The 18,988-nt window shown below is 69.2% G+C and carries 19 protein-coding genes; 3 read left to right on the forward strand and 16 right to left on the reverse strand.

From position 1 onward, the window contains the following. Nucleotides 1-87: 87 nt before the first annotated feature. From J0J10_RS18280 to J0J10_RS18330, 11 genes are all read right to left on the reverse strand, one after another. On the reverse strand, nt 88-1,371 hold the full coding sequence (locus tag J0J10_RS18280) for a D-alanyl-D-alanine carboxypeptidase family protein (RefSeq protein WP_291648017.1): 1,284 nt from the start codon (nt 1,369-1,371) through the stop codon (nt 88-90). 74 nt (nt 1,372-1,445) lie between these two features. Next, on the reverse strand, nt 1,446-2,732 hold the full coding sequence (locus J0J10_RS18285) for a sigma-54-dependent transcriptional regulator (protein WP_291648018.1): 1,287 nt from the start codon (nt 2,730-2,732) through the stop codon (nt 1,446-1,448). Beyond that, complete coding sequence (locus J0J10_RS18290; RefSeq protein WP_291648020.1) at nt 2,729-4,120, reverse strand: sensor histidine kinase; 1,392 nt, start codon at nt 4,118-4,120, stop codon at nt 2,729-2,731. Before J0J10_RS18290 ends, J0J10_RS18285 begins: the two co-directional genes overlap by 4 nt. A 65-nt stretch (nt 4,121-4,185) precedes the next feature. After that, on the reverse strand, nt 4,186-5,352 hold the full coding sequence (gene mnhG, locus J0J10_RS18295; RefSeq protein ID WP_291648022.1) for a monovalent cation/H(+) antiporter subunit G: 1,167 nt from the start codon (nt 5,350-5,352) through the stop codon (nt 4,186-4,188). A 2-nt stretch (nt 5,353-5,354) separates the two neighbouring features. Beyond that, nucleotides 5,355-5,648 (reverse strand): MrpF/PhaF family protein, encoded by a 294-nt coding sequence (locus J0J10_RS18300; protein ID WP_291648024.1) that lies wholly within the window; start codon nt 5,646-5,648, stop codon nt 5,355-5,357. After that, nucleotides 5,645-5,977, reverse strand: coding sequence for a Na+/H+ antiporter subunit E (locus J0J10_RS18305; protein ID WP_291648026.1), 333 nt, complete (start codon nt 5,975-5,977; stop codon nt 5,645-5,647). Before J0J10_RS18305 ends, J0J10_RS18300 begins: the two co-directional genes overlap by 4 nt. Further along, entirely contained in the window at nt 5,974-7,512 is a 1,539-nt protein-coding gene (locus J0J10_RS18310; RefSeq protein ID WP_291648028.1) for a Na+/H+ antiporter subunit D, read from the reverse strand. Before J0J10_RS18310 ends, J0J10_RS18305 begins: the two co-directional genes overlap by 4 nt. Beyond that, a complete protein-coding gene (locus tag J0J10_RS18315) occupies nt 7,509-7,931 on the reverse strand; it encodes an NADH-quinone oxidoreductase subunit K (RefSeq protein WP_291648030.1) in 423 nt (140 codons plus the stop codon). Before J0J10_RS18315 ends, J0J10_RS18310 begins: the two co-directional genes overlap by 4 nt. A 2-nt stretch (nt 7,932-7,933) precedes the next feature. Beyond that, a complete protein-coding gene (locus tag J0J10_RS18320) occupies nt 7,934-8,332 on the reverse strand; it encodes an MnhB domain-containing protein (RefSeq protein WP_291648032.1) in 399 nt (132 codons plus the stop codon). Beyond that, complete coding sequence (gene mbhE / locus J0J10_RS18325; RefSeq protein ID WP_291648034.1) at nt 8,329-10,629, reverse strand: hydrogen gas-evolving membrane-bound hydrogenase subunit E; 2,301 nt, start codon at nt 10,627-10,629, stop codon at nt 8,329-8,331. The genes J0J10_RS18320 and mbhE overlap by 4 nt, the downstream gene beginning before the upstream one ends. A gap of 210 nt (nt 10,630-10,839) precedes the next feature. Next, nucleotides 10,840-11,649 carry a tetratricopeptide repeat protein gene (locus J0J10_RS18330; RefSeq protein ID WP_291648036.1) on the reverse strand — a complete coding sequence of 270 codons (810 nt, stop codon included), beginning with the start codon at nt 11,647-11,649 and terminating at the stop codon, nt 10,840-10,842. A gap of 135 nt (nt 11,650-11,784) precedes the next feature. On the opposite strand from J0J10_RS18330, the gene J0J10_RS18335 reads away from it, so the two are divergent. The 3 genes from J0J10_RS18335 to J0J10_RS18345 all read left to right on the forward strand — a co-directional run bounded on the left by J0J10_RS18335 (nt 11,785) and on the right by J0J10_RS18345 (nt 14,506). After that, complete coding sequence (locus tag J0J10_RS18335; RefSeq protein WP_465247221.1) at nt 11,785-13,170, forward strand: leucyl aminopeptidase family protein; 1,386 nt, start codon at nt 11,785-11,787, stop codon at nt 13,168-13,170. 81 nt (nt 13,171-13,251) lie between these two features. After that, the gene (locus tag J0J10_RS18340; protein ID WP_291640285.1) at nt 13,252-13,605 is read left to right on the forward strand and encodes a MarR family transcriptional regulator; all 354 of its coding nucleotides are present in this window, start codon (nt 13,252-13,254) and stop codon (nt 13,603-13,605) included. Between the two features lie 43 nt (nt 13,606-13,648). Beyond that, nucleotides 13,649-14,506, forward strand: coding sequence for a C40 family peptidase (locus J0J10_RS18345; RefSeq protein ID WP_291648039.1), 858 nt, complete (start codon nt 13,649-13,651; stop codon nt 14,504-14,506). Between the two features lie 158 nt (nt 14,507-14,664). Here J0J10_RS18345 and J0J10_RS18350 read toward each other — a convergent pair whose 3' ends face one another. Genes J0J10_RS18350 through J0J10_RS18370 form a run of 5 tightly spaced genes read right to left on the reverse strand, consistent with a single transcriptional unit; the run spans nt 14,665 to nt 18,983 of the window. After that, the gene (locus J0J10_RS18350) at nt 14,665-15,609 is read right to left on the reverse strand and encodes a 2-hydroxyacid dehydrogenase (protein ID WP_291648042.1); all 945 of its coding nucleotides are present in this window, start codon (nt 15,607-15,609) and stop codon (nt 14,665-14,667) included. Continuing rightward, on the reverse strand, nt 15,606-16,931 hold the full coding sequence (gene deoA / locus J0J10_RS18355) for a thymidine phosphorylase (protein WP_291648044.1): 1,326 nt from the start codon (nt 16,929-16,931) through the stop codon (nt 15,606-15,608). The genes J0J10_RS18350 and deoA overlap by 4 nt, the downstream gene beginning before the upstream one ends. Next, entirely contained in the window at nt 16,931-17,695 is a 765-nt protein-coding gene (deoC, locus tag J0J10_RS18360; RefSeq protein ID WP_291648046.1) for a deoxyribose-phosphate aldolase, read from the reverse strand. The genes deoA and deoC overlap by 1 nt, the downstream gene beginning before the upstream one ends. A 1-nt stretch (nt 17,696) precedes the next feature. Beyond that, on the reverse strand, nt 17,697-18,509 hold the full coding sequence (locus J0J10_RS18365; RefSeq protein WP_291648048.1) for a purine-nucleoside phosphorylase: 813 nt from the start codon (nt 18,507-18,509) through the stop codon (nt 17,697-17,699). 60 nt (nt 18,510-18,569) lie between these two features. After that, a complete protein-coding gene (locus J0J10_RS18370; RefSeq protein ID WP_291648050.1) occupies nt 18,570-18,983 on the reverse strand; it encodes a cytidine deaminase in 414 nt (137 codons plus the stop codon). Between the last annotated feature and the right edge of the window lie 5 nt (nt 18,984-18,988).

The raw sequence follows: 18,988 nt of genomic DNA on the forward strand, positions 1-18,988 counted from the left end.
GGATGACGAAGCCTTCGTGGGCGGCTGGGCTCGAACCGGTTTACGCTCGCAATGCCGTCGAAGCCGGCCATCTGCGGCCCGGCCTTCTCATTGCTGGCCCAGGCCGGAGGGGCGCGGCGCAGGGGAGGGCGAAGAGGTCGCCAAGGCTGAGCGCCGCGTGCGGATCGTCCAGGTTCTGGGCGCGATCGGCGCGCCCAGGAGGCTGGCGTGTCCGCGCTGTCCCATCGGATAGAGCTTTCTTTGCCGCCGTTCATAGGCCGCGGCCTGCGGGCCGCAGAGCCTGGCGCGCAGATCTTCGGGCCTGGAGGCTGTCTGGTTCGGCAGCGCCCGCAGCGCGGTCCGCCTGCCGCCCTCCGTTTTCGTGAAGCCGTGTTGCAGGAGCTGGGCGATACGCTCGCTGCGTTCCCTCTCGGTCGTCGCGCCGAGCACGACCGCGACCAGACGCTTTTCGCCGCGGACGGCGAGCGAGACGAGATTTCGCCCCGATGCGCAGACGAAGCCGGTCTTGAGCCCGATCGCGCCCGGAAAGCGGGTAAGGACCTCGTCGCTCGACTTCAGGACGCGGCCGTCGATGCTGACTTCGGAACGATCGAAGAAGCGCAGATAGTCCGGGAAATTGCGATCGATGGCGACCCCGAGCAGGGCCAGGTCCCTGGCGGTGGTGACCTGCCTGCGGTCGAAGAGGCCGTCCGGATTGACGAAGCGCGTGCCCGTCATTCCCAGGCGCCGGGCGGCATCGTTCATCATCGTAACGAACTCGGCCTCGCTGCCCGCGATGGTTTCGGCGATGGCAGCCGCAGCCTCGTTGGCCGACACCGCCAGCATCGCGTAGAGCGCGTCCTCGAGCGACATCGTGCTGCCCGGCGCCAGGCCTGACTGCACGGATTCCCGGGCGAGGGCCTTGTGTGAAAAGACCACGTCCTGGCCGAGCGCGACGCGCCCCGCGCGCAAGTGCTCGAATGTGACGAAGGCCGTCATCAGCTTGGTCGTCGAGGCTGGATACCAGGCGCGGCCGGCCTCCTCGGACCGGAGGACCTGGAGACTGTCGGCATCGACGAGGAGGGACGGTGTCGCTTGGGCGGAAGAGGCGAGCGCAATCAGAAGGCCGATGACGGCACTGCGGGCAAAGATCGAGGGACAGGGCAATTCTATACCGAGGCTTGGACGATAGTGTTGTCGACTGGCTTCGAGGTCAGCTTCGCGCAGATCAGATCCGCATGGCGAAGCAGCCTTGCCGTCTCGTCTGGCGAGAGCGGCAAGCAGGACCGCGAAGTGCTTGTTCGGTTCCGACATTGGCTTGCGAAATGCGGCCGCTTGATGAAACAGCCCATGCCTGATCGCGAACGGTGCTGGGCTGTTACTTTCGAGCAACAGCGGATCTCGCGCGCTGTTCGAGGAGGAGCGCCGTCTTCAACGACGCTTCGCAGGGGCTTCCGATCCGCCGCTCAGCTCGCCGAGCGGCGCTTCCACAGCGTCGTGCGGGAGATGCCGAGCAGCTTCGCGGCCTCGCCGAGATTGCCGTTCGTCTGCACCAATGCCTTCGCGATCTGATCGGCGTCGGCATCGAGCCGGGCGCGGGTGAGGTTGGGCCTCGGCAGCTCGGACAGGCGCATTTCCGGAAACAGATCGGCGGGCCCCAGCAGATCCTGCTCGGCCATCAGCCGGGCTCGCTCGATGCGATTGCGCAGCTCGCGGATATTGCCAGGCCAGTCATGGCCCAGCATCGCCAGACGTGCCTCGTCGGTGAACCCTCCCGGCGTGCTTCCGCCGGCCTGTTCCAGAAGGCGCAAGGCGAGCGGCAGGATCTCGTCGACCCGCTCGCGCAGCGGCGGGATGGCGAAACTCAAGACGGAGAGGCGAAAGTACAGATCGTCACGGAAACGCCCGTCGCGGCGCATCGCGTCGAGATCGGCATTGGTGGCTGCGACGATGCGCCCCCGGAACGCGCTGTCCTGTGCGGCCCCGACCGCTCGGAAACGCCCATCCTGGAGCACGCGCAGCAGTGCAGTCTGCAGGCGGGCATCCAGCTCGCCGATCTCGTCGAGGAAGAGCGTGCCGCCACGCGCCTCCTCGAAATGCCCGATATGGGTCTGCGCCGCGCCGGTGAAGGCGCCGCGCTGATGGCCGAAGAACTGGCTTTCGAGCAGCTCCTTCGGGATTGCCCCGCAGTTGACGGCGACGAACGGCTCCTCGGACCAGGGCGATTCCTCATGCAGGCGCCGGGCGGCGACCTCCTTGCCGACGCCGGTCTCACCGACGATCAGCACGGGAAGGCGCGATCCGGCGGCACGCTGCAATTGCCGCGCGAGCACGGCCATTGCGTCCGAGGGCGGCTCGACCTCGACGGGCCCGGCCACTGCGCCGCGCCCCCGCAGCCTGTCCCGGATGCGTACGACCAGCTCGTCGACATCGTAGGGCTTCGTCAGATAGTCGTCGGCTCCGGCCTTCACGAGGCGGACGGCCTGTTCGACCTCGCCGAAGGCGGTGACGAACATGATCGGCGTCGTCCCGAGGAAGCTCTGGGCCTGCCGATAGCAGTCCTCGCCGGAGCCGTCCGGCAGGCGAATATCGCAGAGTATGAAGGCCGGGCTGCGACGCCGCATCGCCACCAGCGCCGAGCGCACGTCCCGGGCCCAGACCGGCTCGAAGCCTTCCAGCTTCAGGCGCTGCTCGATGGCGCCACCCAGGACCTGATCGTCCTCGACGACGAGGATGACGGGGCGTTCCGTCATGGCTTCTGCTCCTCGGGTTGAAGCGGAAGGGTCAGCGTGACGGTCGTCCCGGCGCGCGGCGATGCCTCGATGCCGATGCGGCCGTTCAGGCGCTCGACGAGCCGGATCACGATGCCGATTCCAAGGCCGGGCCCCCCGGGCTCGTCCAATCCGGCCTCGTAGGCGCGTATCACGGAGCGCGTCATGCCCTCGCCGGTATCCGAGACCTTGAGCACCAGAGAGGCCTGCTCCAATCGTGCCGAAAGCCCGACTTGTCCATCCCGCGGCGTCGCACGAATGGCGTTCAGCAGAAGATTCAACAGCACCTGTCGGACCTCGAGGGCCGGCACCGGCACATTCTCCGGCAGGTCGATCTCGACCATCAGCCTGACGCCCCGCGCTCGGCTGTCGGCTTCCACGAGCAGGCGCAGATCGTCGAGATCCTGCCGCGTGAGCTGGCGCCAGTCGGCCTGCGGGCGATAGCTCGCCAGGGTCGCGTCAACGACCTGCCCGAGCGCATCGACGCCGCGCGCCAGAAAGCCGAGGGTCTCCTCGCGCACCGAGGCCTGATCGCCGAAATGCCGCAGCGTCGATACCGCCGTCCGCATGCCGCCGAGCGGATTGCGGACCTCATGCGCGATCACCGCGGCAAGCTGGCCGAGATCGGCCTTGCGCTGCTGCTCGGCCATATGCGCGAGCATATCCTCGCGCTCCCGACTGGCATGGACCATGGCGTTGAAGGCGTGGAACATCAGCCTGGAGGGCTTGTCGACCGGCATGGCCGCGGCCTCGATCGGCTTCGGGAGCCCGAGAGCCGCCTCGTATAGTCGTTGCGCGATCAGGGCAATCGGCTGCTGGATGCGGCGCACCATGAAGAAGCCCGCTACCGCGCAGAGACCGGAAAAGGCGAGATCGGCCGCCAGCAGCAGCCAGCGCAATCGCTCCCGGTCGCGCTGGAAACCGGATACGTCGAGCCGCGCCACCACCGTGCCATAGGCTTCGCTGCCCGTCTGCAATGGCCGCCAGAACCAGGCACTTCCGTCGCGCCCGCTGATCGTGCCTGCGGCACGGGTTGCGACCTCGCTCGGAATGGCCTGGGATGCGACTTTCTCACCGCGCGCGGCCACGACCATGGCCGACCGGGCATCGACGAAGGCGACCTGACGCTCGACGATGCCCTCATGGAACGAGAGCGCGTTATGCAGCGCCGCGCGGGCGGCTTCCGAATCGCCCGCCCGGACATGTGGCAGCAGCACGGCCGACAGACCGTCGAGATAGATCTGCCCAAGCAGTTCGGTCTGCTGCGCGGTTTGCCGCGCCATGACCGAGAGCGCGACCTGGGTCGAGGCCACGGCCGCAAAGAAGATCATGCCGGCGGCGGCGAGCGGCAGCCGGATCGCGACCGGCAACGCGGCGATGGAGAATCTCAGGGCCAGCTCCCGAACCATTGTCAGAGAGTGGAAATCTGGTCGTCTCAGCCGAAGATGACAATCGGCGCGGAGCGCGCGATGCCGCCGGCGCGCCGTGCCTGATTGATCCAGCCCGGATGGCCCTGGTTGCCGTGCACGATGACATGCGCAGCCAGAAGTTCCTGCGTCTTGTCGGCCGCCGGCACCGAGCCCCGGCCGCGTCGCGCGGTCAAGGCCGATGCGCGCGCGATCTCCGCCTCATGGGCGCCCTCCTCGCAGTGCAGGACGAGTTCCGCCTCCGGCCACGGATCATTGGCCAGGAACCAGGTGAGCCTGCGCTCGCTATGCGGCGAGCCGTCATGCAGGAACACGATCCGTTCGATCGCCTCCGGCGAGGATGCGACGGCCGCAAGCGGAAAGACGCCCCGCGCGACCAGATGGCCGAGCGGGTCCCCGACACCGTCGCCGGTGCCGTGATCGAACCAGCCCTGGCCGTCGATCAGCAGGAGCCCTCGTTGCGGCAGATGCGCTCCGAGCAGCGCTGCTGGATCGCCTTCTTCGAGCTGCAATGCATAAGAGAGACCGGCATGGCTGGCCGCCGCCTCGAAGCGCTCGACGCTCGCCGCAAGCTGGCGCCTCGCCTCCTCGAGGCGTGATGCGCGCATACGCGCGGCATAATGGTTGCCGCCATTGGGCACCGGGCCGATCTTGGCGATCTGCTTGGCGTCGATGATGGCGAGCGCCAGAAGTTCCGCGTCGCTCGCTTTCGCCAGTGCGATCGCCTGGGCCGCGACAGCCTCGCCGCCCGGACCGGCGGACAGCGCGACGACCACGCGAAAACGCACCGAGGCGGCATCAGCACCGGCCGGGCGCGGCATGCGCTGCGCGAAGGGACCATCGAAGGAGCCGCGCTTCAGGGTTCCCGCCAGCTCGTCGCTGCTCGTGCCGCTCCATAGCGGCACCCCCGCGACATAGCCGGCGCGCGCCAGCAGATGGCCGGCGATCGGCGTCGTCACGAGCAGGAAGCCGACCCCGATCGCGACCTTTACCCAGACGTCGGGCGAGGGGTAGGCGAAGCCGACGCCGATCAGGACGAGACCGCAGCCGGCAACGCCGGCTTCGGTCGCCGCATGCATACGCATGAAGAAATCCGGCAGGCGCAGCACGCCGGCCGCGGCGATCAGGCAGATCGCGGCGCCGGCGACGAGGAAGAGCGAGGACAGCCAGAGCATGGTCAGCGCTCCTCCTCGTTGATCGAGCCGCGCTCGATGAAGCTCGCAAAGGCGACGGTGGTCAGGAAGCCGACCAGCGCAACGCCGAGCGCGATGTCGATGAACGCCGTCGATCCGGCCGCCACGACGGCGATCCCTGTGGCGGAGACGCCGAGCAGGCTCAACATGTCGAGCGCCACCACACGATCGGGCCCGCCCGGGCCGCGCACGATGCGCATGCCGGCGCAGATCAGCGCGGCCAGCACCAGCGCCGCCGCGAGGACGACGGAGGCCTGGTGGACGGTTTCGGCAGTCATGGCAGCACCTCCTTCACGCTCCGCTCGAAGCCGTCCTTGATCTGGCGGACGCTGTCGTCGGAGACGTTCATGACGTGGACATAGAGGGTCGAGCGATCCTGGCTGACATGCAGGCTGGTGGTTCCCGGGGTCAGCGTGATCATGTTGGCGAGCAGGGTGATGCCGGCATCGCCCTTCAGGCCGAGCGGAACGGCGACGATGGCCGAGCGGTTCGCGCGCTTCGGGTCGAGCACGGTCAGCGTCACCTCTCTCACCGACAAGGCGAGCTCCTTGAGGAACAGGCCGCCGAGCCGGCTCCAGGCGAGAGGTGCGTTCACGAGAAGCTTCATGGCTGCCACTCCGCGCTGCGCTGCGGGCCGGGGCCGAGCACGGCCTCGACATAGGCGCTCTTGTCGAGCAGCTGCTCGCCGGCGCGCAACGAGAACGCGATGAACGGCTCCGCCACCACGCCGATCGTCATCGTGATCGCCGCCAGGATGATGATCGGGGTGAGCATGGCGCGCCGCGTGCCGGTGTCGGCAAGCCAGCGCTCGGTCGCGGCCGTGCTGGCGGCGGGGGCCGCCTTCCAGAACGCCTCGTTCCAGATCTTCAGCATCGAGTAGAGCGTCAGCACGCCGACGGCGAGCGCGGTTGCCGCGAGCAGGGCATGGCCGGCGTCGAGGCTCGCCTTCACGACGACGAATTTCGACCAGAAGCCCGAGAGCGGCGGCAGGCCGGCAAGCGACAGTGCCGGCACCAGAAAGAGCACTCCGAGCCAGGGCAGCGTCTTGTAGAGGCCGCCGACCTCCTTGAGCTCGAACGAGCCGCCGGCCCTGTTGATCACGCCGGCCAGCAGGAACAGGTTCGCCTTCACGATGATGTGGTGGATCACATAGAGGATCGCCCCGCCGATCGCGAGCGGTGTCGCGACGGCGATCCCGAGCAGCATGTAGCCGATCTGGCTGATGATGTGGAACGACAGGATCTTGCGGACGTCGAAATGCGCGGCGGCGCCGAGCACGCCGGTGACCATGGTCAGCGCCGCGACGATGCCGATGACCGGTGCGGTGAAGCCGAGCGAGAGATCGAAGATCAGGGTGAAGCTGCGCAGGATCGCGTAGACCCCGACCTTGGTCAGCAGCGCGGCAAAGATGGCGACGATCGGTGCCGAGGCGGTGTGGTAGGAGGCCGGCAGCCAGAAGAAGAGCGGGAACACCGCGGCCTTCGAGCCGAAGGCGACCAGGAAGAGCACGGCGATCGTCGTCACCAGCCCCTGATTGTCGATCGTCGGCAGGATCCGCGCGAGATCGGCCATGTTGAGGCTGCCGGTCAGCCCGTAGAGGAAGGCCACGCAGATCAGGAAGAGCGTCGTCGCGACGAGGTTCAGCGTCACATATTTCACGCCGGCGTCGAGCTGCTCGCGGGTGCCGCCGAGGGCCAGCAGGCCGAAGGACGAGATCAGCATGACCTCGAACCAGACATAGAGGTTGAAGATGTCGCCGGTCAGGAAGGCGCCGGTCACGCCGAGCAGCAGGCCCTGATAGAGCGGATGGTAGAAGGCCGCTTCGCGCGCTTCGGCATCGCCCGCGAGCCCGTAGATTCCGACGGCGACCGCCATCAGCCCGGTGATGACCACCATCGCCGCCGAGAGCATGTCGCCGACGAAGCTGATGCCGAAGGGCGCAGCCCAGCCGCCGAACTGCGTAGCGAGCACGGTGCCGTCCCAGGTCGCGGCGAGGAGTGCGAGGGATGAAAGCAGGAGGCCGGCGCTGACGACGAGGCTCGTGATCCTCTGGGCGCGTGGCCTGCTCCACAGCATGCAGCAGAGCGCGACGCCCAGCAGCGGCCAGATGATCGGCAGCGACAAAAGCAGATGGGCGTTCATCGAACCGTCTCCGCGGCAGGAACGTCGCCGGCGACCGGCGCGGCGGCGGCAGCCGGGGCCGGCTTGGGGCCAGGCTTCGGCTCCGCGTCCCGCAGCGCCTCGGTGTCGAGGGTGCCAAAGCGGCGATGCGCGCTCTCGAACAGGATCACGGTGAAGGCGATCAGGGCGAAGGAGATCACGATCGCGGTCAGGATCAGCGCCTGGGGCAAGGGATTGGCGCCCCCGACGAGCGTCGTGGCCCCTTCGGGAACCAGCGGCGGCGTTCGCGTTCCCATCCGCCCCGCCAGGAAGATCGAAAGATTGGCCGCGTTGCCGAGCACCAGCAGCCCGAGCACGATCCGCAGGACATTGCGCGACATGATCAGATAGGTCGACGCCGCGACGAGGACGCCGAACGCCAGAGCGAAGACGGGTTCCATCGTCACTCCTCCAGATAATAGGCGAGGAAGGTCAGCACCGCGCCGACGACGGACAGATAGACGCCGATGTCGAAGATCAGAGTGGTGCTCAGCGGCAGGCCGCCCGGAAAGGCCCATTGGTGCTTCAGATAGGGCTCGGCCAGCAGCAGTCCCGGCAGGCCCGACAGCAAGGCCAGCGCCAGCCCGGCGCCGATCAACGTCTTGGGCGAGACCTTGAGCAGGCGCAGCAGCGCGCTGCGCCCCCGCGGCAGGCTGTGCACCGCGATGCCGGCCGCGGCGATCAGCCCGCCGACGAAGCCTCCGCCCGGCTCGTTGTGCCCGCGCAGCAGGACATAGACCGAGAACAGCATCGCAACCGGCAGGACGATCCGGCTGCTGGTCAACAGGATGAGGGAGTTCATCGGGCATCTCCAGCGGTCGCGCGCCTGAGGCCGGCGATCACCGCGGCCGCGGCGATCGCGGCCAGGCCGAGCACGGTGATCTCGCCGAGCGTGTCGAGCGCGCGGAAGTCGACGATGATGACATTGACGAGATTGCGCCCATGGGCCTGCGGCAGGCTCTCGGCGCGGAAGAAATCCGAAATGCGGGCGTCGAAGGGCTGGGCCAGCACGCTGAGCATCACCAGGGTCGCCATGATGCCGGCCGCGAGCGCGATCGCCCCGTCGCGCAGCCGCTCGCCGCGCCGGCGGTAATCGCTGTCGCGGAACGGCAGCCGTCCGATGATGGCGAGCAGGATCACGATCGAGAGCGCCTCGACCGAGAATTGCGTGAAGGCGAGGTCGGGTGCGCCCTGGAACAGGAACAGCAGCGCGACCGCAAAGCCGACCAGACCGGCCGCCGCGATGCCGGCGACGAAATTGCGGGCGCGCAGCACGGCAAAGGTGGAGGCTGCGAGCAGGGCGGCGATGACGAGCTCCGGCTGCCGGCTCGCCGCGAAGTCCGGCCATGCCATGCCGCCCTGCGAGATCAGCGCCGAAAGTCCGGCCAGCGCTGCGACGGCGACGGTGTAGCCGGTATAGGTCCGCAGGCTGCCGGATTGGATCATGCGCGTCTGCCACGCGGCCAGCTGCTGCAGGCCCTGTATCAGGCGGTCATAGGCGCGATCGGGTCCCCAGCGGGGGATCGCCTCGACCATGGCGAGCCTGAGCCGGATCCCGGTCCCGTTCCGGAAGACGGCGATCCCGAGTGCCAGGGTGACGACGCTGAGCAGCAGCATCGGCGTGAAGCCGTGCCAGAGCGACAGGGTGTAGTCGATCGGGCGCCCGGCGATGGCTGCGGCGGCCGGCAGGATCAGCGCGTCGCTGACCAGCCACGGCGCCAGCCCGAAGACGAGGCCGAGTGCGGCGAGAACGAGAGGCCCGGCGAGCATGGCGAGGCCGGGGTCGTGCGGCGTCTTGGGGGTCTCGACGCGCGGACCCGCGAAGCAGCGCAGCGATAGGATGCAGGCGACCACGACCATGGCGATATTGGCGAGGAGCGCGATGCCGACGACCAGCCCGGACGCCGACGCCGCCAGGCCGGTCTCATAGACCAGCTCCTTCGCGGCGAAGCCGATGAAGGGCGGCAATCCGGCCATGGACAGGCTGCCCGCGAGCGCAGCGAGCGCCGTCAGCGGCATCGCCTGGCGCAAGCCGCCCAGCGCCGAGGAATCGCGCGTGCCGGTCTGCTGATCGATGATGCCGGCGACGAGGAAGAGGCAGGCCTTGTAGAGCGCATGGACCACGAGGAAGGTCACGATCGCCATGGCCGAGAGCTCGCCCGGAATGCCGATCATCAGCACGAGCGTGCCGAGCGAGATGATCGTCGAATAGGCCAGGACGCGCTTGAGGTCGCTTTCGCGCAAGGCGAGCACGGCACCGACCAGCATGGTCAGGCCGCCGAAGCCGGTCAGCAGCAGCACCCAGGTGGCGTGCCCTTCGAAGACCGGGCTCAACCGTGCCAGCAGGTACACGCCGAGCTTCACCATGGTGGCGGAATGCAGAAAGGCCGAGACCGGCGTCGGCGCGACCATGGCATTGGCGAGCCAGGGATGCAGCGGGGACTGGGCGGATTTCGCGAAGGCCCCGGCCGCGAGCAGGCAGATGATCGTCGGCGCCAGGGCGTGGGCCGCGACCTCGTCCTTGCGGGCGATCAGTCCCGAGAGCGAATAGCTGCCGGTGATCTGGCCGAGCAGGATCACGCCCGCCAGCATGGCGAGGCCGCCGCCGACCGTGACCAGCAGGCCCTGCTGGGCGGCGCGGCGCGACATCGCCTGCTCCGGCGAGAAGCCGATCAGCAGGAAGGAGGTCAGGCTGGTCAGCTCCCAGAAGACGACGAGCAGCAACAGGTCATCGGCGAGCACGGCGCCGAGCATCGCCGCCATGAACAGCGTCAGCACGGCATAGAAGCGCGGCAGGCGCGGATATTTCTTCAGATAGAGCGAGGCGTACAGAAACACCGCCGTACCGATGCCGGTGATCAACAGCGCGAAGAGGAGCGAGAGCCCGTCCGCCCGGAACGCCGCGGCGACGCCCAGCGACGGAATCCAGCTATAGGCCGTGCTGACCGCGGCGCCGGACGCCACCGGCGGTACGATTGCGAGGAAGCATAGCGCCAGCGCCAGGGGCACGAGCGCGACCAGGGCCGATGAGCGGCCGCCGAGCCAGGCGGCGAGCGGGGCCAGCCCAAAGGCGATGACGATGAGAAATGCGAGATCCATTGCGACCCGGTCCAGTTCGGGCCGGGGAATAGAAAGAACCGTGCCAAGGTCCGCGCCGGGAAGAAAAGTCAACCACAACAGCGGGTTGGCGTCTCAGACATGGGAATGCGAAGCGCCTGCGCGTTCAGTTTCCTGAACATTGGCGGCCGGAATGTTCCGATCATGCGACATCCAGCCCGGCCCGGCTGGGCCCCGGTGGCGCCTCGTCGGCTAGCCCGCGCGCTGGGGCTTCGCCTTGCCGCCGCGCAGCATCTCCCAGCTATTGGGCTGGCTGACCGAGCGACGCAGATAGGCGACGGTCGCCGTCGCTTCGGCCGGGCTCATATCCTGGCGGGCGAGCTGTTCGGCCTCGGCAAAGCGCCCCTGCAGGCCCAGCACCAGGACGAGGTTCTGGCGCACGCGGGCGTCGCTGCCGGGCGCGGCTACGGCCTCGCGCAGCACGCGCTCGGCCTCCGGCAGGCGCTTCGTGAGGGCGAGCGACAGGCCGAGATTGGACATGATCGTCGGCTCGTTCGGCGCCAGCCTGAGCGCGGTCTGGTAGATCTGCTGGGCGCGCTCGTGCTCGCCGAGCTGGTCGGCGACCGTGCCCTGGGCCGAGAGCACGCGCCAATCCGGCTTCTCCGGCGTGTGGGCGCGGCTGAGCACGTCGTCAGCCTCCTTCAGCCGGCCATTATCGGCGAGCGAGCGGCCATAGGCGCCGAGCAGCTCGAGATCCTTGGTGTGGACCAGCACCGCACCCTGCAGGATGGCGAGCGCCTGGGCGTTCTTGTCGAGCGCGCGCAGCGCCCTGGCGTAATAGAAGGCGGCGTTGCGGTCCTTGGCATTGGCCTCGTAACGCGCGGCCCATTGCGCCTCCTCGGCGCGCCACTGCTCCGGCCCGCGCGGCTGGCTGGCGGCGCTGCCGATCGAGCCGGTGACGTCGCCCGGTCCGCCGCGCATCTGGCAGGCGGAGAGGGCGAGGCAGGCCAGGTAAACCGCGGCGAAACGGCGAAGACGGGGACGGAACATGGGCTTGGACATCGGCCGGATCGCCTCGCCGGTTACGGAAAGCTGTTGCCAGCGGTGATAAAACGTTAACCCTAACGGACTGTTAACCCGCTGGATTCGCGCCGCCTGCAAGGGCGGCCCGGGTCCCTAGCAAGAGGTTCTGCGCCCGTGCACGCTCTGCTCCTGCCCGCCGGCTCACCGGCCATTCCCGTCCATTGCGTCGCCGCCGGCGACTGGCCGGAGCTCGGGCAAGCCTTGGCGCCGCTGGCGCGTGCTTTCGCCCGGGCGCAGGGTTTCGAGGCACGCCCCGGCCAGCATGTGCTCCTGCCGGCGGCCGATGGTTCGCTCGCCGCGGTCCTGCTCGGCGTCGAGCCGGCAACGATGCGCCGGCGCGATCCCTTCGCGCCCGGACGCCTCGCCGCCAGCCTGCCGGCCGGCGACTATGCGCTCACCGGGGATGTCGGCGAGCCCGGTCTCGCTGCGCTCGGCTGGCTGCTCTCGGCCTACCGTTTCGAGCGCTATCGCAAGCCGAAGCCCGTGCCGGGCCGCCTCGTTCTGCCGGTCGGCGTCGATGGCGAGGAATTGACCAATCTGGCGGAGTCGACCGCGCTCGCCCGCGACCTCGTCAACACGCCGGCGAACGATCTCGGTCCGGCCGAGATCGAAGCGGCGGTGCGGGCGCTCGGCGAGGCCTTCGGTGCCGAGGTGACCAGCATCGTCGGCGACGATCTGCTCGCCGGTAATTTCCCGATGATCCATGCGGTCGGGCGCGCTTCGCCGCGGGCGCCGCGCCTGATCGATCTGCGCTGGGGGCAGGAAGGCGATCCCCTTCTGACCCTGGTCGGCAAGGGTGTCGCCTTCGACACGGGCGGGCTCAATCTCAAGCCCGACGCCAGCATGCTCCTGATGAAGAAGGACATGGGGGGCGCCGCCGCCGCGATCGCCGCGGCGCGGATGATCATGCAGGCGAAGCTGCGGGTCAGGCTGCGCCTGCTCGTCCCGGCGGTCGAGAATGCGGTCTCCGGCTCGGCCTTCCGGCCCGGCGACGTGCTGGCGAGCCGCAAGGGGCTGAGGATCGAGATCGGCAACACCGATGCCGAGGGACGCCTGATCCTCGCTGACGCGCTGGCGCTGGCCGATGAGGAGGCGCCCGAGCTGCTGATCGACTACGCCACGCTGACCGGCGCCGCCCGTGTCGCGCTCGGTCCGGACCTGCCACCCTTCTACACCCATGACGAGGGTCTCGCGGCCGAGATCGCCCGCCTCGGAATGGCGATGAACGACCCGGTCTGGCGCTTGCCGCTCTGGCCGGCCTATGACGCCCTGCTGGATTCCAAGGTGGCCGAGCTCAACCATATCTCCGGCGGCCCCTTCGCCGGCTCGGTCACCGCGGCGCTCTTCCTCAACCGCTTCGTCGAGAAGGCGACCTCCTACGCCCATTTCGACATCTATGGCTGGAATCCCTCGGCCAAGCCCGGCCGGCCTGAGGGCGGCGAATGCCAGGGCGCCCGGCTGACCTATGCGCTCGCTCGGCAGCTCTACCCGGCGCGTTAAGCCTGTCTCGCGTCAGCTGTTGCGCGGCCCTGGCGCTGCGATAATGATACGGCCCCGTAACGATCGGGGGAACGGGCGCTCATGGCGCTGGAGATCAAACCGTCTCAGGCGCTCAAGCTCTGGCGCCAGGTCCATCTCGACCTGGTCCAGGACGCGCATTCCGATCTGTCGGTGCGCCAGACCGCGATCCTTTTGACGATCTATCTGGAACTGCCGCCGCATACGGTACGTGGCCTCGCCAGCCGGCTCGGCGTCACCAAGCCGGTGATCACCCGTGCGCTCGATTCGATGGGCAAGCTCGGCCTGGTGTCGCGCCGCCGCGACGAGACGGACAAGCGCAATGTCGTGATCCAGCGGACGGTCGCCGGTGCGCTCGCCGTCGAGCATCTCGCCGATCTGGTGACGGCGCGGGCGCGCGAGCTCGGCCCGGCGTAAGAGGCATCTTCGCGCATCGACCGCTCGGCGCTAGACTGGTGCCATGACAGAGATTCTCGACCGCCGTCTCACCCCTGCAAGGCCCGATCTCGCCGCTCGCCATCTCGATGGCCGGGTCGAGGCGCTGGCCTTTGCCGATCCCGTGCCGATGCGCGTGGTGGCGCCTTCCGCGCCGCTGCGGCGTGAGCCGCGCCCGGATGCCGCGCTCGATACCGAGGCCCTGGCGGGCGAGGCGGTGCGGGTCTATGAGAGCCATGAGGGCTGGGCCTGGGTCCAGCTCGCCGGCGATTCCTATGTCGGCTACCTCCCGGACGAGGCGCTCGCCGGCGATGCGGCGGTGCCGACGCATCGCGTCCGGGCACTGCGGACCTTCGTCTATCCCGGCCCGTCGATCAAAATGCCGCCTCTGGCGGATCTCTCGCTCGGCGCCATGCTCGCCGTCACCGGCGAAAGCGGCGACTTCTTCGTCACTGAACGCGGCGGCCATGTCTTCAAGCCGCATCTCTGCACCCGCGACCTGCACGAGCCGGATTTCGTCGGCGTCGCCGAACGCTTCCTCGAAGTGCCCTATCTCTGGGGCGGCAAGACCAGCCTCGGCCTCGATTGCTCGGCGCTGGTCCAGCTCGCGCTGGCGGCCGCCGGCCGCGCCGTGCCGCGCGATTCCGACATGCAGGAGAAGGGGCTCGGTGAGCCCGTCGCCTTCGACGAGGGCCTCGCCGATCTGCAGCGCGGTGATCTCGTCTTCTGGAAGGGCCATGTCGGGATCATGACCGACCCCGAGACCCTGCTGCACGCCACCGCCTTTTCGATGAATGTGATCCGCGAGCCGCTGCGTCCGGCGCGCGATCGCATCCTCGCTCGCAATGGCGGACCGATCACCGCGATCAAGCGGCTGGGCTGAGGCTAATCCGTTTGTCATTCCGGGGCAGGCCGAAGACCTGAGCCCGGAACCCATGAACACGAGCTATCCCCGATCGGCGCCGAGACAGCCCGTCCCTGGCTGGGGCGTGGCCATGGGTTCCGGGCGCTTCGCTTTGCGAACCCCCGGAAGACGACCCTTCAGTACCCCCGCGCGGGGTCGACGATGTGCTCGAGCGCTTCGCCCGCCTCGAGCCGCCTGATCTGTGCCGCGATCTGGGCCGCGACCGTCTCCGGCGCCGACATCGCCGCATTATGCGGGGTCACCGTCACCGCAGGATGGGTCCAGAGCGGCGAATCCTGCGGCAGCGGCTCGGTCTCGAACACGTCGAGCACCGCCGCCTTGAGCTCGCCGGCGGCGAGCGCGGCGAGAATGTCGGCCTCGACCTGGAGTCCGCCGCGCCCGGCATTGATCAGCACCGGTCCGCCGAGGCGCCCATTGCGCGCCAGTCCGGCGAACAGAGCGCGGTTCAGCATGCCGCGCGTGTCGGGCGTCAGCGGCACGAGGCAGACCAGGATGTCGGTGCGCGCCAGGAATTCGGCCATGCCGGCTTCGCCGGAATAGGTCGGCACGCCCTCGATCGCCTTGGGCGAGCGGCTCCAGCCGGCGACGTCGAAGCCGATGAGGCGCAGCTTGGCGACCGCATCGAGCCCGAGCTCGCCCAGCCCCATCACGCCGACGCGGACGTCGCGCGCCGCCGGCTGGTTGCGGTCATCCTCCCAGATGCCCGCGCGCTGCTGGGCCATGTAGCGCGGCAGCTGGCGCAATTGCGACAGGCAGTGCAGCACGACATATTCGCTCATCCGCGTCGTCAGATCGGGGTCGACGACCCGTGCGATCGGCACCTGCGGCAGCCGGGAATCGGCGAAGAGATGGTCGACGCCGGCGCCGAGCGAGAAGATCGCCGCGAGATTTGGCAGGCCGGCGAGGCTGCCCTCCGGGTGCTTCCAGCTCGCGACATAGTGCACGGCGCGCCGGTCGAACGGCTCGCCGAGCGTCACCACCGGCAGCTCCGGCAGCAGGGCCGCGAAACGCGCGCGCCAATCCTCGACATGCCAGACGGTCATTGCCACCAACAGGCTCATGGCTGGGATGCCTCCGTAACGGGAATGATCAAGGGGCCGCGCGCGACCGGGCCGTCGCCGAGCCGGTAGGCGGCGCGCAGGCGCGACTGCGCCGCCGAGAAACCGGCCTCGTCGCGCGCATGGACGATGCCGAGCGGATGGTCTGGGCCGACCGTATCGCCGATGCCGGCGAGTTCGACGATGCCGACGGCATGGTCGATCGCATCCTGCGGCCGAGTCCGGCCGCCGCCGAGCGCGACCACCGCGAGCCCGACGGCGCGCGTGTCGATCTTCGTGACGATGCCGGCACGTTCCGGCAGCACCGGCCGGACCAGCGGCGCCGCGGCGAGACGCGCCTGTGGCCGCTCCAGAAGATCGGCCGGGCCGCCCAGCGCCACGACCATGCGCGCGAAGCGCTCGGCCGCCGCGCCGCTGGCGAAGGCGGCCTCGATCTTCGCCGTCGCGTCATCGAGCGAGCTTGCGAGCTTGCCGAGCAGCAGCATCTGCGCGCCGAGCGCCACCGTCACCTCATGGAAGCGCGGCTCGCGCCGGCGCCCGGTAAGATGGTCGAGCGCATAGGCGACTTCGACCCCGTTGCCGGCGGCGGAGGCGAGCGGCTCGTCCATGTCGGTCAAAAGCGCCGTGGTCGGCAGGCCTGCGCCATTGGCGACGCTGACCAGTGCCGCGGCGAGCTCGCGCGCCTTCTCCAGCGGCGGCAGGAAGGCGCCGGAGCCGAACTTCACGTCCATTGCGAGCCCGTGCAGCCCGGCGGCGAGCTTCTTCGACAGGATCGAGGAGGTCAGCAACGGGATGGTCTCGACCGTGCCGGTGACGTCGCGGATGGCGTAGAGGCGGCGGTCGGCCGGGGCGAGATCGGCGGTCTGCCCGATGATGGCGCAGCCGACCTCGCGCACCACCTTGCGGAAGAGTGCGAGCCCGGGCTGGGTAACATAGCCCGGCACCGCGTCGAGCTTGTCGAGCGTGCCGCCGGTATGGCCGAGGCCGCGCCCCGAGATCATCGGCACATGGCCGCCGCAGGCCGCGACCGCCGCCGCCAGCGGCAGGCTGACCGTGTCGCCGACGCCGCCGGTCGAATGCTTGTCGAGCGCCGGGCCCGGGAGGTCGCTCCAGTCGAGCACCGTGCCGGAATCGCGCATCGCCAGCGTCATCGCGACGCGTTCCTCGGCATCCATGCCGCTAAAGAAGATCGCCATGGCGAAGGCCGCCGCCTGGCCCTCGCTGATGCCGCCATTGGTGAGACCGGCGACCATCTGGCGGATATCGGCGGCGGCAAGCTTTTGGCCGTCGCGCTTGGCGGTGATGATTTCCTGAGGCAGGCGCATCAATAGGCTCCGTCGCTGCGTTCGCCCGCGACGGTGCCGGCGATGATGTCGGCGAGCACGCCATAGAGTCCGCTGGCGCCGAAGCGGAAGGTTCTCGGCGTCGCCCAGCCCGGCCCCATCACCTCGTCGGCGAGATCGAGATAGGTTCGCGCATCGGCGAGCGTCCGCAGACCGCCGGATGGCTTCAGCCCGACCGGGCGGCCCGATGCCTTGATCGCCTCCAGCATGGTCCGCGCCGCATCTGGCGTCGCCGAAATCGCGGTCTTGCCGGTCGAGGTCTTGATGAAGTCGGCGCCGGCGGCGATGGCGAGCTCGGAAGCGGCGCGCACGGCGTCCTGGTCGGGGTACTCGCCGGTTTCGAGGATCACCTTCAGGGTCTTGTCGCCGCAGCGCGCCCTGGCCTCGACGACCATGTCGCGGGCGCTGGCGAGATCGCCGGCGAGGAAGGCGCGCCAGGGCAGGACGAGATCGATCTCGTCGGCGCCGTCGGCGAGCGCTTCGGAGAGATCGTTCTCGATCAGGCTGCAATTGCTGCCGCCGGCCGGAAAATTGATCACGGTCGCGATCCTGACGGGCTGCGCACGCAGTGCCCGGCGTGCGGTCTCGACGAATTGCGGCCACAGGCAGACCGCCGCCACCGGGCCGGGCGCCGCCACCGCGCGGGCGCAGAGCTGCAGCGCGCCGGTCTCCGTCGCCCGCTCCGAGAGATCGGTCAGGTCGAGCAGCCTGAGGGCGCGCAGCGCGAGTTCGGCGTCACCAGTCACGTCAGAGATCCGTCAGGAAGGACCGCAGCACGCGGCGCAGGCCGGTGGTCGCGGCGGCGGCGACGTCGCGGGTCTCGCCATGGCTCGGTGCGCCGCCGAGCATGCCGGCGGCCATGTTGGTGACGATGGAGATGCCGGCGACGCGCAGTCCGTGGCGCCGCGCCAGGATCACCTCCGGCACGGTCGACATGCCGACGAGGTCGGCGCCGAGCAGCTTCGCCATCCTGATCTCGGCCGGCGTCTCGAAGCTCGGTCCGCTGAACCACATATAGACGCCCTCGCCCATATTGGCGCCGCTCGTCGCGGCCGCCTTCTTCAGCCGGGCGCGCAGATGCGGGTCATAGGCGTCGACCATCGGCACGAAACGGCCGTCGCCGGTATCGCCGACCAAAGGGTTCGGACCGTTGAGATTGATGTGGTCGGTGATCAGCGCCAGGCTGCCCGGCCGCAGATCCGGCCGCAGCGAGCCGGCGGCATTGGTCAGCACCAAGGGCGGCGAGCCGAAGGCGGCGAGCATGCCGAGCGGCACGCGCATGATCGCCGGGTCGCCGGTCTCGTAGAAATGCGCCCGACCCTCGAAGACCAGCACCTTCTTGCCGTGGAGCAGGCCATAGCTGACTTGCCTGGCATGGCCGGAGACTGCGCCCTGAGGAAAGCCGGGAACCTCCGCGAACGGAATCGAGACCGTATCGGTCATGTCGTCGACGATGCGCCCGAGCCCGGTGCCGAGGACGATCGCGCAGTCGATGCCGCCATCGATGCCACGGTCGATCAGGACCGATGCCGCTTGGTCGAAAAGCGGATCCGCCGCCATGTTGTACGCTCCATCGGCGCGTCGCGCGCGCCGTCTCAGGCGGCTCTCGGGCGCCGCAAATCACGTCGGCAAATTGGCCGGTCCGAACGAGGCTGGCAACAGCTCGGCGAGCGAAAAACGCGCGCGCACCCCGTCTGTCCCGGCGATCACCACCGGCGTCTCCGGCGCGGCGAATTCGCGGATGCGCTGGCGGCAGGCGCCGCAGGGCGTCACCAGTTCCTCGCCCGGGCCGACGACCAGGATGGCCCGGATCGCGCGGGCGCCGCCTGCGACCATCGCCGAGATCGCCCCGGCCTCGGCACAGGCGCCGACCGGATAGGCAGCGTTCTCGACATTGCAGCCGGGATAGACCGCCCCGTCATCGGCGAGGATCGCCGCGCCGACCCGAAAGCGCGAATAGGGTGCGTAGGCGCGGGCCTGCGCGGCCGTCGCGGCGGCGAAGAGGGTGTCGATTTCGGTTGTCGCAGGGCCCATGGCGG

The organism is Allobosea sp. (assembly GCF_017308075.1).
Classification (GTDB): domain Bacteria; phylum Pseudomonadota; class Alphaproteobacteria; order Rhizobiales; family Beijerinckiaceae; genus Allobosea.

What these genes read in the sequence shown, in the direction of transcription:
- J0J10_RS18330 (WP_291648036.1), bottom strand. Translation starts at nt 11,649, where the DNA reads ATGTCCAAGCCCATGTTCCGTCCCCGTCTTCGCCGTTTCGCCGCGGTT.
- J0J10_RS18370 (WP_291648050.1), bottom strand. Translation starts at nt 18,983, where the DNA reads ATGGGCCCTGCGACAACCGAAATCGACACCCTCTTCGCCGCCGCGACG.
- J0J10_RS18345 (WP_291648039.1), top strand. Translation starts at nt 13,649, where the DNA reads ATGACAGAGATTCTCGACCGCCGTCTCACCCCTGCAAGGCCCGATCTC.
- J0J10_RS18305 (WP_291648026.1), bottom strand. Translation starts at nt 5,977, where the DNA reads ATGAAGCTTCTCGTGAACGCACCTCTCGCCTGGAGCCGGCTCGGCGGC.
- mbhE (WP_291648034.1), bottom strand. Translation starts at nt 10,629, where the DNA reads ATGGATCTCGCATTTCTCATCGTCATCGCCTTTGGGCTGGCCCCGCTC.
- deoA (WP_291648044.1), bottom strand. Translation starts at nt 16,931, where the DNA reads ATGCGCCTGCCTCAGGAAATCATCACCGCCAAGCGCGACGGCCAAAAG.
- J0J10_RS18320 (WP_291648032.1), bottom strand. Translation starts at nt 8,332, where the DNA reads ATGAACTCCCTCATCCTGTTGACCAGCAGCCGGATCGTCCTGCCGGTT.
- J0J10_RS18310 (WP_291648028.1), bottom strand. Translation starts at nt 7,512, where the DNA reads ATGAACGCCCATCTGCTTTTGTCGCTGCCGATCATCTGGCCGCTGCTG.
- J0J10_RS18315 (WP_291648030.1), bottom strand. Translation starts at nt 7,931, where the DNA reads ATGGAACCCGTCTTCGCTCTGGCGTTCGGCGTCCTCGTCGCGGCGTCG.
- J0J10_RS18340 (WP_291640285.1), top strand. Translation starts at nt 13,252, where the DNA reads ATGGCGCTGGAGATCAAACCGTCTCAGGCGCTCAAGCTCTGGCGCCAG.
- J0J10_RS18350 (WP_291648042.1), bottom strand. Translation starts at nt 15,609, where the DNA reads ATGAGCCTGTTGGTGGCAATGACCGTCTGGCATGTCGAGGATTGGCGC.
- mnhG (WP_291648022.1), bottom strand. Translation starts at nt 5,352, where the DNA reads ATGCTCTGGCTGTCCTCGCTCTTCCTCGTCGCCGGCGCCGCGATCTGC.
- J0J10_RS18285 (WP_291648018.1), bottom strand. Translation starts at nt 2,732, where the DNA reads ATGACGGAACGCCCCGTCATCCTCGTCGTCGAGGACGATCAGGTCCTG.
- J0J10_RS18365 (WP_291648048.1), bottom strand. Translation starts at nt 18,509, where the DNA reads ATGGCGGCGGATCCGCTTTTCGACCAAGCGGCATCGGTCCTGATCGAC.
- J0J10_RS18300 (WP_291648024.1), bottom strand. Translation starts at nt 5,648, where the DNA reads ATGACTGCCGAAACCGTCCACCAGGCCTCCGTCGTCCTCGCGGCGGCG.